The sequence below is a fragment of the Streptomyces sp. PCS3-D2 genome (genome assembly GCF_000612545.2).
In the GTDB taxonomy this organism is placed as follows: Bacteria; Actinomycetota; Actinomycetes; order Streptomycetales; family Streptomycetaceae; genus Streptomyces.
In genome coordinates this window covers 3841271-3857876 of sequence record NZ_CP097800.1, presented here as the reverse complement: position 1 = coordinate 3857876, position 16606 = coordinate 3841271, and the positions used below count along the sequence as shown (strand labels likewise).

Here is a 16606-nt window from a genome sequence, read left to right as displayed (position 1 = left end):
ATCAGGCTCCTTGAGCATTGCGAGATCTACGCAACGCACTGCGCAGCTGCTCGTGCCAACGCGGGCGTTTACGGGGTGGGACATGGTCCACGCCACCCGGGGACCACGGATTGCACCGCAGGATCCGCCAGGCGGTCAGGGCTGTCCCCTTCACCGCACCATGCCGGTCGATGGCCGTGTACCCGTAGTGCGAACACGACGGGTAGTAGCGGCACACCGGCCCGAGCAGCGGACTGATCGTCCACTGGTACAGCTTGATCAAAGCGAGCAGCGGGTACTTCATCGAGCCACGCCTCCCAGGAGCCGCGCCAGAGCGGCATCCAGGTCCCGGGCCAGTTCGTCGGGGCCGGCATCACACGCTCCGGGCAAGGCTCGTACCACCACCAGGCTACCGGCGGGCAGCTGAGACAGCCGCTCGCGCACCAGATGGCGAAGGCGGCGCTTCACCCGGTTCCGCGTGACGGCATTGCCGACGGCCTTGCTGACGACGAAACCCGCACGCGACGAGGGATCGATCTCCCCCGACTCGTGCGGGTCCGTTGCACCGCTTGTACGTAGGTGGACGACGAGGAGTGGGCGACCGGCCCGACGTCCTCGGCGTACCGCGCTCGCGAATTCCTCGCGCCGCCTCAGCCGATTCTCGGGAGACAGCACGACGTCACGACCTGAGCGTTGTTACGCGGACAGGGCGGCGCGGCCCTTGGAACGGCGGTTCGCCAGGATCGCGCGGCCGGCACGGGTACGCATCCGCAGGCGGAAGCCGTGGGTCTTGGCGCGACGGCGGTTGTTCGGCTGGAAGGTGCGCTTGCTCACTCGGGGGCTCCAGAGAATGAATCGTTGTGGCGGGACATCGCCTGGCTGTCACCGTGCGCCCACGAGGAAACTCGCGTGTTCGCCCGAGTGGCACCGCTAATTGATCACTATCAGTGACCTTCGCCCATCGGTAGGCAGGCGGCAGCAGCCATCGACAACTCGACCTCGTTACGGTACGCGCGGCTACGCCATCCGGTCAAACCGAGCCTGCCCCACCCTCCACTGTGCACAGGCTGTGGACAACGACTTGAACCGCGGCCTCTGGCCTGACTACCGTTGCCTGACCCCGGATTTTTTGTCCCGACCGTCCCAAAGAACCACACATTCGTGGGACCCCTGTGAGAGAGCGTGCTCTGTGGCTGACGTACCTGCCGATCTTGCCGCAGTGTGGCCAAGGGTGCTCGAGAAGCTCCTCGGGGAGGGACAGCCGGGCATCGAGCCCAAGGACAAGCAGTGGGTCGAGCGGTGTCAGCCCCTGGCACTCGTCGCCGACACCGCCCTGCTCGCCGTCCCCAACGAATGGGGCAAGCGCGTCCTCGAAGGCCGCCTCGCCCCGCTGATCAGCGATGCGCTCAGCCGGGAGTGCGGCCGCCCCATCCGGATCGCCATCACCGTGGACGACTCCGCCGGCGAGCCCGCCCCCGCCGCTCCTCCCGCCCAGCAGCCCGGCGGCTACGAACCGTACGGCGGCCAGCGTCCGGGCGGCGGCGGTCCCCCGGACGACCAGCTCCCCGCGGCCCGCCCGGCCTATCCGGACTACCAGCAGCCACGCCCCGAGCCCGGCGCGTGGCCCCGCGGCGGGCAGCAGGACGACTACGGCTGGCAGCAGCCGCGGCTGGGCGGCTTCCCCGAACGCGACCCCTACGCTTCCCCGCAGCCGGGCTACCTCCAGCAGGCCGAGTCCTCGGGCTACGACCAGCAGAAGTACGACCCGCCCTCCTATGACAAGGGCTCCTACGAACAGCAGCAGTACGAGCAGTCGCCGTACGAGCAGCAGTCGCACCAGCCCCATCAATCCCATCAATCCCATCAATACGAGCAGCAGTCGTACGAGCAGCCCGCACCGCGCCCGGCCCCCGGCCGGCCCGCACCGCCCCCGGTCCCGTCCGGCGGCTCCACGTCGGGCCCGCTGGAGCCGACCGCCCGACTGAACCCCAAGTACCTCTTCGACACGTTCGTCATCGGTGCGTCCAACCGCTTCGCGCACGCCGCCGCGGTGGCGGTCGCCGAGGCGCCGGCGAAGGCGTACAACCCGCTCTTCGTCTACGGGGAGTCGGGCCTCGGCAAGACGCACCTGCTGCACGCCATCGGGCACTACGCCAGGAGCCTCTACCCGGGCACCCGCGTGCGGTACGTGAGCTCCGAGGAGTTCACCAACGAGTTCATCAACTCGATCCGCGACGGCAAGGGCGACGCGTTCCGCAAGCGCTACCGCGAGATGGACATCCTGCTCGTCGACGACATCCAGTTCCTCGCGAGCAAGGAGTCGACGCAGGAGGAGTTCTTCCACACCTTCAACACGCTCCACAACGCGAACAAGCAGATCGTCCTCTCCTCCGACCGGCCGCCCAAGCAGCTCGTCACCCTGGAGGACCGGCTGCGCAACCGCTTCGAGTGGGGCCTGATCACAGATGTCCAGCCCCCCGAGCTGGAGACCCGCATCGCGATCCTGCGCAAGAAGGCGGTCCAGGAACAGCTCAACGCCCCTCCGGAGGTGCTGGAGTTCATCGCCTCCCGGATCTCGCGCAACATCCGGGAGCTGGAGGGAGCGCTGATCCGGGTCACGGCCTTCGCGAGCCTCAACCGGCAGCCGGTCGACCTGGGCCTCACCGAGGACGTTCTGAAGAACCTGATCCCCGGCGGCGAGGACAGCGCACCGGAGATCACCGCCAGCGACATCATGGCGGCCACCGCGGACTACTTCGGCCTGACCGTGGACGACCTGTGCGGCTCCTCGCGCAGCCGGGTGCTGGTCACCGCGCGGCAGATCGCCATGTACCTGTGCCGTGAGCTCACCGACCTGTCGCTGCCCAAGATCGGGGCGCAGTTCGGCGGCCGCGACCACACCACGGTCATGCACGCGGACCGCAAGATCCGCGCTCTGATGGCCGAGCGGCGCTCCATTTACAACCAGGTCACGGAGCTCACCAACCGCATCAAGAACGGCTGAGCGCGGGCCCTGGTCGGCTGGACCGGTCCCGCCTCAACCCTCCTTCAAACACATTCAGAGGGCGCTCCCGGTCCACAACGGGGGCGCCCTTCTTCGTGCGTGCGCCCCTGACCTGTTCGAATACGCCCCCTGGGGAGCAACTCATCCACAGATTCGGCGACTTTCTTCCGTCCACACCCTGGGGACTGTCCGCGTCACCCACAATCTGTCCACAGGGGTGCCGGGTGAGGATCCATCAGACCAGGTCAGGACCCTGTGGATTTGTGCGCAACCGCCATCCACACCCTGTGGACAACCATCTCGTCCACACCCCCGCCCCCGCCGTTGTCCACCGCCACCCCACAGGTTCCCTCATGCTGTGCACAGGTTTCCCGGACTTCTCCACACCCTTGTCCACTGTTCGGCAACCCGCCACCCCCTCTCACCGCCCGGAGTGAAAGCCGTCACACGGATGTAGACGTTTGGGCTGTGGAGTAACGGGGGAAAGCTGGGGACACACCTGTGGAGTAGTCGGGGCCACCTGGGGACAGCCTGTGCAGAACTTTTCGTTCTCCACAGGGACACCGTGTTGTCCACCGGTGCCACCCACAGGGCCGGTGGATAAAAAAGGCACTCTGACCTGCAACGACAGGGTTATCCACCGTTTCCACAGGCCCTACTACTACCCCCATGGAGAGTGAGGCCGGTTTCGGTTTTCAAGCAGGACCTGTGCACAACTCGCCGGTCGTCCGTCCCGGCACCTCGCTCCCGACTTGACCTCCGGCCGCAGCGAGTGTCGGCGCCGTACGTCAGACTGGTCCCCGGCGTCGGTCGAGGCATCGACGAGCCGACGACGAAGGCCGGCAGACGAGCGAGCAACAGCAGGAGGCGGTTCCGGTGAAGATCCGGGTGGAGCGCGACGTACTCGCGGAGGCGGTGGCCTGGGCGGCCCGCAGCCTCCCGGCCCGGCCGCCGGTGCCCGTCCTCGCGGGCCTGCTGCTCAAGGCCGAGGACGGCACCCTGAGCCTCTCCGGCTTCGACTACGAGGTCTCGGCCCGGGTCTCGGTCGAGGCGGACGTCGAGGAGGACGGCACCGTCCTGGTGTCCGGCCGGCTGCTCGCCGACATCTGCCGCGCCCTCCCCAACCGGCCGGTGGAGATTTCCACAGACGGTGTGCGGGCGACCGTGGTCTGCGGCTCCTCTCGATTCACACTCCACACCCTTCCTGTGGAGGAGTACCCGGCGCTGCCGCAGATGCCGACCGCGACCGGCACCGTGTCCGGCGAGGTCTTCGCCGCCGCTGCCAAGCAGGTGGCCACCGCCGCGGGCCGCGACGACACGCTGCCCGTGCTGACCGGTGTGCGCATCGAGATCGAGGGCGACCGCGTCACCCTGGCCTCCACCGACCGCTACCGCTTCGCGGTCCGCGAGTTCCTGTGGAAGCCGGAGAACCCGGAGGCGTCGGCGGTGGCCCTGGTGCCCGCCAAGACGCTCCAAGAGATCGCCAACTCGCTGACCAGCGGTGACACCGTGACCCTGGCCCTTTCCGGCTCCGGTGCGGGCGAGGGCCTGATCGGTTTCGAGGGCGCCGGCCGCCGTACCACCACCCGGCTGCTCGAGGGCGACCTGCCCAAGTACCGGACGCTCTTCCCGACCGAGTTCAACTCCGTCGCCGTGATCGAGACCGCCCCCTTCGTCGAGGCCGTCAAGCGTGTGGCCCTGGTGGCCGAGCGCAACACCCCGGTCCGCCTGAGCTTCGAGCAGGGCGTCCTGATCCTGGAGGCCGGCTCCTCCGACGACGCACAGGCTGTGGAAAGGGTCGACGCCCAGCTGGACGGCGACAACATCTCGATCGCCTTCAACCCGACCTTCCTGCTGGACGGCCTCAGCGCGATCGCCTCGCCGGTGGCCCAGCTCAGCTTCACCACGTCGACCAAGCCGGCACTGCTCAGCGGCCGCCCCGCGGTCGACGCCGAGGCGGACGAGGCCTACAAGTACCTGATCATGCCGGTGCGGCTGTCCGGCTGACGCACCACCCTTCGACGCCGGGCCCGGGTCCCGCACGCTGCTGCGGTCCGGGCCCGGCGCCGTCCACGGGCCGGTGAGGGCACCGTGGGAAACCAGGAAACCCGGAAAGCCGGACCGGTCGCCATGGAGCGCCCGCGGGGCCGGCCGACGCGGCCCGGCGTAGGCTCGGATCCGGTGGGCGACCCCTGCGCGTCCTGCGAGGACTTTGCCGGGGCAGCCCCGGCAAAGACGGCCACAACGCTTAAGGAACCACCTGATGGAGCTTGGTCTCGTCGGTCTCGGCAAGATGGGCGGCAACATGCGCGAGCGCATCCGCCGCGCAGGCCACACCGTCATCGGATACGACCGCAACCCGGACCTCGCGGATGTCCACAGCCTCCGGGAACTCGTGGACAGCCTGCAGGCCCCCCGCGTCGTGTGGGTCATGGTCCCCGCCGGCGCGGCGACGCAGTCCACCATCGACGAGCTGGGCGAGCTGCTCTCGATCGGCGACGTCGTCGTCGACGGCGGCAACTCCCGCTGGACGGACGACGAGAAGCACGCCGAGGAGCTGGCGGCCAAGGGCATCGGCTTCGTCGACTGCGGTGTCTCCGGCGGCGTGTGGGGCCTGGAGAACGGCTACGCGCTGATGTACGGCGGCGCCAAGGACCACGTCGCACGCGTCCAGCCGGTCTTCGACGCCCTCAAGCCCGAGGGCGACTTCGGCGCGGTGCACGCCGGCAAGGTCGGTGCGGGCCACTTCGCGAAGATGGTCCACAACGGCATCGAGTACGCCATGATGCAGGCCTACGCCGAGGGCTGGGAGCTCCTGGAGAAGGTGGACTCGGTCACCGACGTCCGCGAGGTCTTCCGCTCCTGGCAGGAGGGCACGGTCATCCGTTCCTGGCTGCTGGACCTGGCCGTGAACGCCCTCGACGAGGACGAGCACCTGGAGCGGCTGAAGGGCTTCGCGCAGGACTCCGGTGAGGGACGCTGGACGGTGGAGGCGGCGATCGACAACGCCGTGCCGCTGCCCGCGATCACCGCGTCGCTGTTCGCCCGGTTCGCCTCGCGCCAGGAGGACTCCCCGCAGATGAAGATGATCGCCGCCCTGCGCAACCAGTTCGGCGGGCACGCGGTCGAGAAGGCCTAGCCGCCCGCGGCCGGGCAGCAGCACAGCACCACGAAGAGCAGTAGGGAAGCCGGGGGAGGTCGGCGCCGTATGCATGTTTCGCATCTCTCATTGGCCGACTTCCGCTCGTACGCCCGGGCCGAGGTTCCCCTCGACCCGGGCGTCACCGCTTTCGTGGGCCCCAACGGCCAGGGCAAGACCAACCTCGTCGAGGCGGTCGGCTACCTCGCGACTTTGGGCAGCCACCGCGTCTCCTCGGACGCGCCCCTCGTCCGCATGGGCGCGGACCGGGCGGTCGTCCGCGCGGCCGTCACCCAGGGCGAGCGCCAGCAGCTGGTCGAGCTGGAGCTGAACCCCGGCCGCGCCAACCGGGCCCGCATCAACCGGTCCTCCCAGGTCAGGCCGCGGGACGTGCTGGGGATCGTGCGGACGGTGCTGTTCGCGCCGGAGGACCTGGCCCTGGTCAAGGGAGACCCGGGCGAGCGGCGGAGGTTCCTGGACGAGCTGGTCACCGCGCGCTCCCCGCGGATGGCCGGGGTCCGCTCCGACTACGAGCGCGTCCTCAAGCAGCGCAACACCCTGCTGAAGTCCGCGGCGATGGCCCGCCGGCACGGCGGCCGCCAGGGGGCATCCTCCGGACGGGGTTCGGGGGCGGACCTGTCCACGCTCGACGTGTGGGACCAGCACCTCGCGCGCGCCGGCGCCGAGCTGCTCGCGCAGCGCCTGGAGCTGGTCGGGACGCTGCTGCCGCTGGCGGACAAGGCCTACGAGCAGCTCGCACCCGGCGGCGGCCCGCTGGGGCTGGCGTACAAGTGCTCGGCCGGCGAGCCGGTGGACGGCGGCGCGGCACGCACCCGCGAGGCCCTCTACGAGGTGCTGCTGGCCGCGCTCGGCGAGGCGCGCAAGCAGGAGATCGAGCGCGGGGTGACCCTGGTCGGCCCGCACCGCGACGACGTGGTTCTGCGGCTGGGGGAGCTGCCCGCCAAGGGCTACGCCAGCCACGGCGAGTCCTGGTCGTACGCGCTGGCGCTGCGGCTGGCCTCCTACGAGCTGCTGCGCTCCGAGGGCAGTGAGCCGGTGCTGATCCTGGACGACGTGTTCGCGGAACTGGACGCCCGCCGCCGGGAGCGGCTGGCGGAGTTGGTGGCGCCGGGCGAGCAGGTGCTCGTGACGGCGGCCGTGGACGACGACGTCCCGGGGGTGCTGGTGGGGGCACGGTTCGGGGTGTCCGGCGGCGAGGTGACCCGGTTGTGAACGAGCAGGGCAAGGACCCGCAGCAGCGGCGCAGGGCTCCGGAGGCCTCCGGGGTGGATCTGGCCCGCCAGGCCCTCGCCGCGGCGCGGGAGCAGGCGCGGGCCCGGGGCAACGCGGCGATCGGCCGCAAGCACCAGCAGCAGCCCGGGCTGAGGTCGGGCGCCCGCGCGGACGGCCGCGACCCGATGCCGCTGATGGCCGCGCTGGACCGGCTGCGCACCGAGCGCGGCTGGGAGATGCCGATGGCGGTGGCGGGCGTGATGGAGCGCTGGCCGGAGATCGTCGGCCCCGAGATCGCGGCGCACTGTGAACCACAGCGGTACGAGAACCGTGAGCTGGTCGTGAGGTGCGACTCCTCGGCGTGGGCGGCGCAGCTGAAGCTGCTGGCCCCGCAGCTGGTGGCGCGGCTGAACGCGGATCTGGGGCAGGGCACGGTCCGCCTGATCAAGGTGCAGGGCCCGGGTGGACGTCCGAAGGGGTACGGGCCCTGGCGGGCTCCCGGGAGCACCGGACCGGGCGACACCTACGGGTGAGTAGCGTCCACGGGCGGCCTTCGCGGCCGCCTCGGCGGGTGGCGTCCCTCACGGTAGCCGGAGGTTGACAGCCCGAAGCGCTGGAGGCCCGCGTGAGCCACTTAGAGCCCCTGCCCGGATGTGGGGAGTCGGAGAGTGGAGGTTCAGGGCGGCACATGCGGACTCAGGTACCGGCAAACCCCCATTCATGTCCGTGGTGCCGGTAGACTGGAGCAAATCCCGCCCGTTCGCGGGATTACGCAGACAACGCAGATCGACGCGGCCGCTCCCGCCGGCGCACTTGCTGGTCCGGAGTACGGGCTGCGCTGTGCCAGAAAGGGCGCTTCGTGGCCGATTCCGGCGACTCCAACGAGAAGAATTACGACGCCAATGCGATTCAGGTCCTCGAGGGCCTGGACGCGGTCCGCAAGCGGCCGGGTATGTACATCGGCTCGACGGGTGAGCGTGGTCTTCACCACCTCGTCTACGAGGTCGTCGACAACTCGGTCGACGAGGCGCTGGCCGGGCACGCGGACACCATCGACGTGACGATCCTCGCCGACGGTGGGGTGCGCGTGGTCGACAACGGGCGCGGCATCCCGGTCGGCATCGTTCCGTCCGAGGGCAAGCCGGCCGTCGAGGTCGTCCTGACCGTGCTGCACGCGGGCGGCAAGTTCGGTGGCGGCGGCTACGCCGTCTCCGGCGGTCTGCACGGTGTCGGTGTTTCCGTCGTGAACGCCCTGTCGACCAAGGTCGCGGTCGAGGTCAAGACGGACGGGCACCGCTGGACCCAGGACTACAAGCTGGGCGTGCCGACGGCCCCGCTGGCCAAGAACGAGGAGACGGACAGGACCGGCACCTCGGTCACCTTCTGGGCCGACGGCGACATCTTCGAGACGACCGAGTACTCCTTCGAGACGCTGTCGCGGCGCTTCCAGGAGATGGCCTTCCTCAACAAGGGCCTGACCCTGACGCTGACGGACGAGCGCGAGTCGGCGAAGGCCACGGCGGGCGCGGACGACCCGGACGCGGACACGGCCGAGCCCCAGGCGCGCACGGTGAAGTACTACTACGAGGGCGGCATCGTCGACTTCGTGAAGTACCTGAACTCGCGCAAGGGCGAGCTGATCCACCCGACCGTCATCGACGTCGAGGCCGAGGACAAGGAGCGCATGCTCTCGGTCGAGATCGCGATGCAGTGGAACTCGCAGTACACCGAGGGCGTCTACTCCTTCGCGAACACGATCCACACGCACGAGGGCGGCACCCACGAGGAGGGCTTCCGCGCGGCGCTGACCGGTCTGGTCAACCGCTACGCGCGGGACAAGAAGCTGCTCCGCGAGAAGGACGACAACCTCGCCGGCGAGGACATCCGCGAGGGTCTGACGGCGATCATCTCGGTCAAGCTGGGCGAGCCGCAGTTCGAGGGCCAGACGAAGACCAAGCTGGGCAACACGGAGGCCAAGACCTTCGTGCAGAAGGTGGTCCACGAGCACCTGAACGACTGGTTCGACCGGAACCCGGTCGAGGCCGCGGACATCGTCCGCAAGGCGATCCAGGCGGCCACGGCGCGCGTCGCGGCCCGCAAGGCCCGCGACCTGACGCGCCGCAAGGGCCTGCTGGAGAGCGCCTCGCTGCCGGGCAAGCTGTCCGACTGCCAGTCGAACGATCCGACCAAGTGCGAGATCTTCATCGTCGAGGGCGACTCCGCCGGCGGCTCGGCCAAGTCCGGCCGCAACCCGATGTACCAGGCCATCCTGCCCATCCGCGGCAAGATCCTGAACGTCGAGAAGGCGCGCATCGACAAGATCCTCCAGAACACCGAGGTCCAGGCGCTGATCAGCGCCTTCGGCACCGGTGTCCACGAGGACTTCGACATCGAGAAGCTCCGCTATCACAAGATCATCTTGATGGCGGACGCCGACGTCGACGGCCAGCACATCAACACCCTGCTGCTGACCTTCCTCTTCCGCTTCATGCGCCCGCTGGTCGAGGCCGGCCACGTGTACCTCTCGCGCCCGCCGCTCTACAAGATCAAGTGGGGCCGTGACGACTTCGAGTACGCGTACTCGGACCGCGAGCGCGACGCCCTCGTGGAACTCGGCAAGCAGAACGGCAAGCGGATCAAGGAAGACTCGATCCAGCGCTTCAAGGGTCTGGGCGAGATGAACGCCGAGGAACTGCGCGTCACCACCATGGACGTGGACCACCGCGTGCTCGGCCAGGTCACCCTCGACGACGCGGCGCAGGCCGACGATCTGTTCTCGGTGCTGATGGGTGAGGACGTCGAGGCCCGGCGCTCGTTCATCCAGCGCAACGCCAAGGACGTCCGCTTCCTCGACATCTGAGTCGGCCCGACGCTGACCGCCGCCTGAAAGGATTTCTGACCAGCAATGGCCGACGAGACCACCCCCACCGCAGAGAATCCCGCGGACGAGGAGCCTCAGCTGCGCATCGAGCCCGTCGGGCTCGAGACGGAGATGCAGCGCTCCTACCTCGACTACGCGATGTCCGTCATCGTCTCGCGTGCGCTGCCCGACGTACGGGACGGCCTCAAGCCCGTCCACCGTCGTGTGCTGTACGCGATGTACGACGGCGGCTACCGGCCCGAGAAGGGCTTCTACAAGTGCGCCCGCGTCGTCGGCGACGTCATGGGCACCTACCACCCGCACGGTGACAGCTCCATCTACGACGCCCTGGTCCGCCTGGCCCAGCCGTGGTCGATGCGCATGCCGCTGGTGGACTCCAACGGTAACTTCGGCTCGCCGGGCAACGACCCGGCGGCCGCCATGCGCTACACCGAGTGCAAGCTCATGCCGCTGGCCATGGAGATGCTCCGGGACATCGACGAGGAGACCGTCGACTTCCAGGACAACTACGACGGCCGCAACCAGGAGCCGACCGTCCTCCCGGCCCGCTTCCCGAACCTGCTGGTCAACGGCAGCGCCGGCATCGCGGTCGGAATGGCCACCAACATCCCGCCGCACAACCTGCGCGAGGTCGCGGCCGGTGCCCAGTGGGCGCTGGAGCACCCGAACGCCTCGCACGAGGAGCTCCAGGACGCGCTCATCGAGCGGATCAAGGGCCCCGACTTCCCGACCGGCGCGCTCGTCGTGGGCCGCAAGGGCATCGAGGAGGCCTACCGGACCGGCCGCGGCTCCATCACGATGCGCGCGGTGGTCGAGGTCGAGGAGATCCAGAACCGCCAGTGCCTGGTGGTCACGGAGCTCCCGTACCAGACCAACCCCGACAACCTCGCGCAGAAGATCGCCGACCTGGTCAAGGACGGCAAGATCGGCGGCATCGCCGACGTCCGCGACGAGACCTCCTCGCGCACGGGCCAGCGCCTGGTGATCGTGCTCAAGCGCGACGCCGTCGCCAAGGTCGTGCTGAACAACCTCTACAAGCACACCGATCTGCAGACGAACTTCGGCGCGAACATGCTGGCGCTGGTGGACGGAGTGCCGCGCACGCTGTCGATCGACGCCTTCATCCGCCACTGGGTGACGCACCAGATCGAGGTCATCGTCCGGCGCACGCGCTTCCGCCTGCGCAAGGCGGAGGAGCGCGCCCACATCCTGCGCGGCCTGCTCAAGGCGCTGGACGCGATCGACGAGGTCATCGCGCTGATCCGGCGCAGCAACACGGTCGAGATCGCGCGCGAGGGCCTGATGGGCCTGCTGGAGATCGACGAGATCCAGGCGAACGCGATCCTGGAGATGCAGCTGCGCCGCCTCGCCGCGCTGGAGCGGCAGAAGATCGTCGCCGAGCACGACGAGCTGCAGGCCCGGATCAACGAGTACAACGCGATCCTGGCCTCCGAGGACCGCCAGCGCTCCATCGTGAGCGAGGAACTGGCGGCGCTCGTCGAGAAGTTCGGCGACGACCGGCGCTCCAAGCTGGTCCCCTTCGACGGTGACATGTCCATCGAGGACCTGATCGCCGAAGAGGACATCGTCGTCACCATCACGCACGGCGGCTACGTCAAGCGGACCAAGACCGAGGACTACCGCTCGCAGAAGCGCGGCGGCAAGGGCGTGCGCGGTACGAAGCTGAAGCAGGACGACCTGGTCGACCACTTCTTCGTCTCCACCACGCACCACTGGCTGCTGTTCTTCACGAACAAGGGCCGGGTCTACCGGTCCAAGGCGTACGAGCTGCCGGACGCCGGCCGCGACGCGCGCGGGCAGCACGTGGCGAACCTGCTGGCCTTCCAGCCGGACGAGAAGATCGCGCAGATCCTCGCGATCCGCGACTACGAGGCGGCGCCCTACCTGATCCTGGCCACCAAGGGCGGCCTGGTGAAGAAGACGGCCCTCAAGGACTACGACTCGCCCCGCTCGGGTGGCGTCATCGCCATCAACCTCCGCGAGACGGGTGCCGACGGCGCCGACGGCACCGCCGACGAGCTGATCGGTGCCGAGCTGGTGTCCTCCGAGGACGACCTGCTGCTGATCAGCAAGAAGGCGCAGTCCATCCGCTTCACCGCGACCGACGACGCGCTGCGTCCGATGGGCCGCGCGACCTCGGGCGTGAAGGGCATGAGCTTCCGGGAAGGCGACGAACTGCTCTCCATGAGCGTGGTCCGGCCCGGTACGTTCGTCTTCACCGCGACCGACGGCGGCTACGCCAAGCGGACGGCGGTCGACGAGTACCGCGTCCAGGGCCGTGGCGGTCTGGGCATCAAGGCAGCGAAGATCGTGGAGGACCGCGGGTCGCTCGTCGGGGCGCTCGTGGTGGACGAATCGGACGAGATTCTCGCCATCACGCTCAGCGGTGGTGTGATTCGTACGCGCGTCAATGAAGTCAGGGAGACCGGCCGTGACACCATGGGCGTCCAGCTGATCAACCTGGGCAAGCGCGATGCCGTGGTCGGTATCGCCCGCAACGCCGAGGCCGGTCAGGAAGCTGACGAGGTCGAGGTCGACGAGAACGAGACCGAGGGGGCCGACGCACCGGCCGCCGAGGCCGCCGAGGGCACGCAGCCTTCGGCCGGGGAGCACGAGGAGTAAGTCGTGAGTGGAGCCACGGGCGCCGGACCGGCCAGAACTGGAGCGAACGGTGCCCGTGGCCCCGCCGCGGACTCCCAGGGGGGAACCGTGACGGACACCCGAGGACCGCAGGCGCCGGACGAGGCCGAGGCCAAGCCCGCCGCCGGGGCGGAGCAGGACGGGCCTGCGCAGCCGTATCAGCCGCCGCAGGCCTACTCGGCGCCCGCGGGCCCCGGCGCGCCGCGCGCCGGCGGCGCGGCCGCCACCCAGCGCAAGCCGCGTACGCAGGTCCGTACGGCCCCCAGGACGCGCAAGGCGCGGCTGCGGGTGGCCAAGGCGGACCCGTGGTCGGTGATGAAGGTCAGCTTCCTGCTGTCGATCGCGCTGGGCATCTGCACGGTCGTGGCGGCGGCGGTGCTGTGGATGGTCATGGACGCGATGGGCGTCTTCTCGACCGTCGGCGGCACGATCAGCGAGGCGACCGGCTCGAACGAGGGCAACGGCTTCGACCTGCAGGCGTTCATGTCGCTGCCGCGCGTGCTGATCTTCACGTCGGTGATCGCGGTGATCGACGTGGTGCTGGCGACGGCGCTGGCGACGCTGGGCGCGTTCATCTACAACCTGTCGGCGGGATTCGTCGGCGGCGTCGAGCTGACCCTCGCCGAGGACGAGTAGGCCTTCCGGGGAAGCGCCGGTGACGGGTCGGATGACCTGCGCAGACGCCCGCCGGTAACCGATTTTGGCCTGACCGGGTCTGTGCGCTAATCTTCAGGAGTCAGCGCGCAGCGCGGAGGGGCTATAGCTCAGTTGGTTAGAGCGCATCCCTGATAAGGATGAGGCCACAGGTTCAAATCCTGTTAGCCCCACCAGTGCAAAAGACCCCGGCCGGTATCGGTCGGGGTCTTTTGACATCTACGGCTGACATCAGCCGATCAGCGGGTCTTCCAGAAGCTCGGCGAGCAGGGTCACGGCTTCGCGCTCACCGTCGCCCACAACGTGGGTGTAGACATCCATCGTCATGCTGATCTGGCTGTGCCGCAGGATCGCCTGAGCGACCTTGGGATGCACCTTCAGGAAGGCCAGCAGGGTGCCGCAGGTGTGCCGGGCGAGGCGGACCGTGATGCGGCGGACGCGAGCCCGGGTGACGAGCCGATCGAAGGTCCGAGAGAAGCCCATGGGGTCGGTCAGGCCGCCGTGGTCCGATGAGAAGATGACGTCCTGGTCGTCCTCCTGGCTCCAGCCGTCGCCCATGATCTTCCGTTCCAGCTCTTGCAGCTCCCGGCGCTCCTCCAGGGCGCGGGCACAGAACTCCGGGAGCGGCAGTACCGCCTGTGAGGACTCGGTCTTGAGGTCCTTGAGGACCAGGCCGACGCCCTTCTCCCGCTGCACCTGCTTGACCGGCGTGAACTGGCGTTTCTCGAAGTCGATGTCCTGCCAGCGCAGGCCGAGCACCTCGCTCCGCCGCAGCCCGAGAACGAGCACCAGGACGCCGGCCGCGTAGAAGCGATGGGCCCGGGCCGAGCGCAGGAAGGTGATCGCCTCCCGGGCGTTCCAGGGCTTGGCCTTGTCCTTGCTGACCTTGGGCATGTCCACGAGCAGCGCGACGTTGCGCGTCAGCAGCTCCTCCCGGATGGCCCTGTTGAGGGCGTTCCGGAGGATGCGCAGCACCTCGAACCGCGTCGCGGCGCCCACCTTCTCGCGCTTCAGGGTGGCCATGTGAGCCCGGATCTGGGCGGGCGTGAGCTTGGTCAAGGGCTTCTTGCCGAGGTGGGGCGCCAGGTACAGCCGGACCTTGGATTCGTACTTGGCGTAGGTGTTGTGCTCGCGCTCCGGCTTCACGATGTGCTCAAGCCAGTAGGCCAGCCACTCCCCGAGCGTCCACGAGCGAGAGGGCACGGGGACACCGTTGCGCTCCTGGTCCTGGAGCTTGCCCAGTTTCTCGGCGGCTTCGTCGTACGTCGCGCCGTAGACGAACTTCCGGACACGGTGGCCGTCCGTGTTGGTGACGTAGGCGGCCCCCTGGTACCGGCCGTCCTTCCGTCTGGTGATGGTTCCCCCGCCGTTGGGGCGACGCTTGGCCATCAGGCGGCCTCCTCGTACTGGAGCCGCGCCGCGAGGAAGTCCCGAAGTCCGTCAGCAGGGATACGCCGGCTCCGGCCGATGGTCAGGGACGGCAGGCGGTGTGTGCGGATCAGGTCGTAGACGGTCGTACGGCCGACCTTGAGCCATCCCATGACCTCCGGGACGGTCAACAGCTCCTCAGTCATCCCAGCCCCCTGTGTCGTCGGCTTCGAGTTGGGCCCGGTACTCGCGGGCGTGTTCACGGTTGTGCTGAAGGTCACGCCGGACGTTTGCGGCGAGCCAGGATTCCCCCGGCGTGTGGCCGTTGCCGGCATAGGCCCAGTGGGCGACGACGAGGAGCGTGGCCTCCGGGTGGTCGTCGGGGTTGGGCAGGCCGAGGGATGTGCGTTGCTGGGCGGCTCGGTAGTCGGCGCGGACCTGGCGTAACGCGCCGAGGGTGGTCGAGTAGCTGCGGGACTTGGTGGAGAAGTGGCCGCGGAAGCCGAGCATGTGAGCCCAGGCGGCGAGGCGCCGGGTCGGATAGGACGCCTGGAGGGCGATGCAGGCCGCCATGAGACGGCGGACGTGATCGGGGACAGACAGCCTTGCGAGGTCTTCGCGGGTGCCCGTTCCGTGGCAACCAGCACAGCGACTCAGCACGGACCCCGGGCGGTCGTACCGGTCGGACACCCCGGTTCCCCCGCACCTTCGGCAGTGCACGGCTGTATCGATGGCTCCGGTGCTCTCAGCTGCCTTCGTGGCGTACTTGGCGACGTAGGAGGCAACGGCCTGTTCGGTCAGCTCCTCGTGACCGAGTCCGCCGATGGGCTGCACGTCGAGTTGGTCTCCCCAGGCGAGGGTGCGTGCGGGGAAGTCCCCGGCGGCAGGGAGATTCACGGCGACGCGGCGGGCAGCGGCACGGATCGCGTCATCGAGCAGGCTGACCGATGCCCACGGCGGCGGAGACGTATGCGGTCCGCCCGGTCCGTCGAGGCGCACGACGGCGTGGAAGTGAACCGCTCCGCGCTTCTGGTACTCGGCGACTTTCCCGAATGAGACCCGGCATTCCTCCTTCAGCTCCACCTGGGTGATCCCGGCACGGGCGGCGATCTCGCGGCGAAGGTAGATCGTGAAGTAGCGCCACAGTTCGGAGGCGTGGTTGTTCCACAACACGGCGCCCGCGTAGTCGTAGGTGTCCGGGTTGAGCGGGGTGCCCAGTTCCTCGGCATCCTCGGGGTGCCGGATGCCGCAGCGGCAGGGGCGGGTGCCGGGCCGGTTGTGGACGGGGCCGAAGGACGGGGCGGTCAGGGTGGCGAAGACGCGGGGGTGATCGCGGATCGTCTCGGGGGTGCCCTTGGCGGGATCGCCGATGAGGCCGGCGCGGATCAGGTGGTAGGTGTCACCGGCGTACGTCCAGGCGCAGGCGGGGCACCGGGAGGCCCGGCGGTTGCCGCAGGCGACGCGGAGCACGCCGCCGGGCTCGGTGCTGGTGTCGTACGAGTGGAGCAGGGTCCCGGTGCCCGGGTCGATGAGCTTGGTGCCGCCGGAGAGGCGGATCGGGGCCGTGCAGCCCCCGGTGCGGCGGATCTGTTCGTGGAGGCGGTCGAAGCCGGGGGACCCAGCCACCCGGAGCAGATCGCTCAAGGTGGCCGGGTCCAGGCCCGCCGCAGTGGCGGTGTCGATCACG

General features: G+C 69.2%; 14 protein-coding genes and 1 tRNA gene. 9 read left to right on the top strand and 6 right to left on the bottom strand.

Translation table 11 applies throughout. From position 1 onward, the window contains the following. Position 1: 1 nt before the first annotated feature. Genes yidD through rpmH form a run of 3 tightly spaced genes read right to left on the bottom strand, consistent with a single transcriptional unit; the run spans position 2 to position 813 of the window. Positions 2–283: a membrane protein insertion efficiency factor YidD gene (gene yidD / locus AW27_RS16860; RefSeq protein WP_076043740.1), complete on the bottom strand. Its 282-nt coding sequence runs from the start codon at positions 281–283 to the stop codon at positions 2–4. Beyond that, positions 280–654: a ribonuclease P protein component gene (gene rnpA / locus AW27_RS16855; protein WP_078556268.1), complete on the bottom strand. Its 375-nt coding sequence runs from the start codon at positions 652–654 to the stop codon at positions 280–282. Before rnpA ends, yidD begins: the two co-directional genes overlap by 4 nt. 21 nt (positions 655–675) lie before the next feature. Next, complete coding sequence (rpmH, locus tag AW27_RS16850; protein WP_018547628.1) at positions 676–813, bottom strand: 50S ribosomal protein L34; 138 nt, start codon at positions 811–813, stop codon at positions 676–678. Positions 814–1048: 235 nt separating this feature from the next. Here rpmH and dnaA point away from each other — a divergent pair, with 235 nt between their 5' ends. From dnaA to AW27_RS16805, 9 genes are all read left to right on the top strand, one after another. After that, positions 1049–2983, top strand: coding sequence for a chromosomal replication initiator protein DnaA (gene dnaA, locus AW27_RS16845; protein ID WP_370466496.1), 1935 nt, complete (start codon positions 1049–1051; stop codon positions 2981–2983). A gap of 876 nt (positions 2984–3859) precedes the next feature. Beyond that, a complete protein-coding gene (dnaN, locus tag AW27_RS16840; RefSeq protein WP_037920399.1) occupies positions 3860–4990 on the top strand; it encodes a DNA polymerase III subunit beta in 1131 nt (376 codons plus the stop codon). A 256-nt stretch (positions 4991–5246) separates the two neighbouring features. Continuing rightward, positions 5247–6122 (top strand): phosphogluconate dehydrogenase (NAD(+)-dependent, decarboxylating), encoded by an 876-nt coding sequence (gene gnd, locus AW27_RS16835; RefSeq protein ID WP_037920403.1) that lies wholly within the window; start codon positions 5247–5249, stop codon positions 6120–6122. Positions 6123–6191: 69 nt separating this feature from the next. Continuing rightward, complete coding sequence (recF, locus tag AW27_RS16830; RefSeq protein WP_037920404.1) at positions 6192–7355, top strand: DNA replication/repair protein RecF; 1164 nt, start codon at positions 6192–6194, stop codon at positions 7353–7355. Beyond that, positions 7352–7888: a DciA family protein gene (locus tag AW27_RS16825; RefSeq protein ID WP_037920405.1), complete on the top strand. Its 537-nt coding sequence runs from the start codon at positions 7352–7354 to the stop codon at positions 7886–7888. The genes recF and AW27_RS16825 overlap by 4 nt, the downstream gene beginning before the upstream one ends. Before the next feature lie 305 nt (positions 7889–8193). Continuing rightward, a complete protein-coding gene (gene gyrB, locus AW27_RS16820; protein ID WP_037920407.1) occupies positions 8194–10215 on the top strand; it encodes a DNA topoisomerase (ATP-hydrolyzing) subunit B in 2022 nt (673 codons plus the stop codon). Between the two features lie 45 nt (positions 10216–10260). Further along, positions 10261–12879: a DNA gyrase subunit A gene (gyrA, locus tag AW27_RS16815; RefSeq protein ID WP_037920409.1), complete on the top strand. Its 2619-nt coding sequence runs from the start codon at positions 10261–10263 to the stop codon at positions 12877–12879. Between the two features lie 3 nt (positions 12880–12882). Beyond that, positions 12883–13533, top strand: coding sequence for a DUF3566 domain-containing protein (locus AW27_RS16810; RefSeq protein WP_078556272.1), 651 nt, complete (start codon positions 12883–12885; stop codon positions 13531–13533). 117 nt (positions 13534–13650) lie between these two features. Next, positions 13651–13727 (top strand) — tRNA-Ile (locus AW27_RS16805). A 55-nt stretch (positions 13728–13782) separates the two neighbouring features. On the opposite strand, the gene AW27_RS16800 is transcribed toward AW27_RS16805, so the two are convergent. The 3 genes from AW27_RS16800 to AW27_RS16790 are packed head-to-tail and all read right to left on the bottom strand — an operon-like array spanning position 13783 to position 16605. Next, the gene (locus AW27_RS16800) at positions 13783–14940 is read right to left on the bottom strand and encodes a tyrosine-type recombinase/integrase (RefSeq protein ID WP_037920414.1); all 1158 of its coding nucleotides are present in this window, start codon (positions 14938–14940) and stop codon (positions 13783–13785) included. After that, positions 14940–15125, bottom strand: coding sequence for a helix-turn-helix domain-containing protein (locus AW27_RS16795; protein WP_037920416.1), 186 nt, complete (start codon positions 15123–15125; stop codon positions 14940–14942). Before AW27_RS16795 ends, AW27_RS16800 begins: the two co-directional genes overlap by 1 nt. After that, complete coding sequence (locus AW27_RS16790) at positions 15118–16605, bottom strand: replication initiator (protein WP_037920418.1); 1488 nt, start codon at positions 16603–16605, stop codon at positions 15118–15120. Before AW27_RS16790 ends, AW27_RS16795 begins: the two co-directional genes overlap by 8 nt. Between the last annotated feature and the right edge of the window lies 1 nt (position 16606).

Excerpts from the sequence above, each read along its gene's own strand:
- AW27_RS16800 (WP_037920414.1), bottom strand. The coding sequence starts at position 14,940 with ATGGCCAAGCGTCGCCCCAACGGCGGGGGAACCATCACCAGACGGAAG.
- gnd (WP_037920403.1), top strand. The coding sequence starts at position 5,247 with ATGGAGCTTGGTCTCGTCGGTCTCGGCAAGATGGGCGGCAACATGCGC.
- recF (WP_037920404.1), top strand. The coding sequence starts at position 6,192 with ATGCATGTTTCGCATCTCTCATTGGCCGACTTCCGCTCGTACGCCCGG.
- yidD (WP_076043740.1), bottom strand. The coding sequence starts at position 283 with ATGAAGTACCCGCTGCTCGCTTTGATCAAGCTGTACCAGTGGACGATC.
- gyrA (WP_037920409.1), top strand. The coding sequence starts at position 10,261 with ATGGCCGACGAGACCACCCCCACCGCAGAGAATCCCGCGGACGAGGAG.
- AW27_RS16795 (WP_037920416.1), bottom strand. The coding sequence starts at position 15,125 with ATGACTGAGGAGCTGTTGACCGTCCCGGAGGTCATGGGATGGCTCAAG.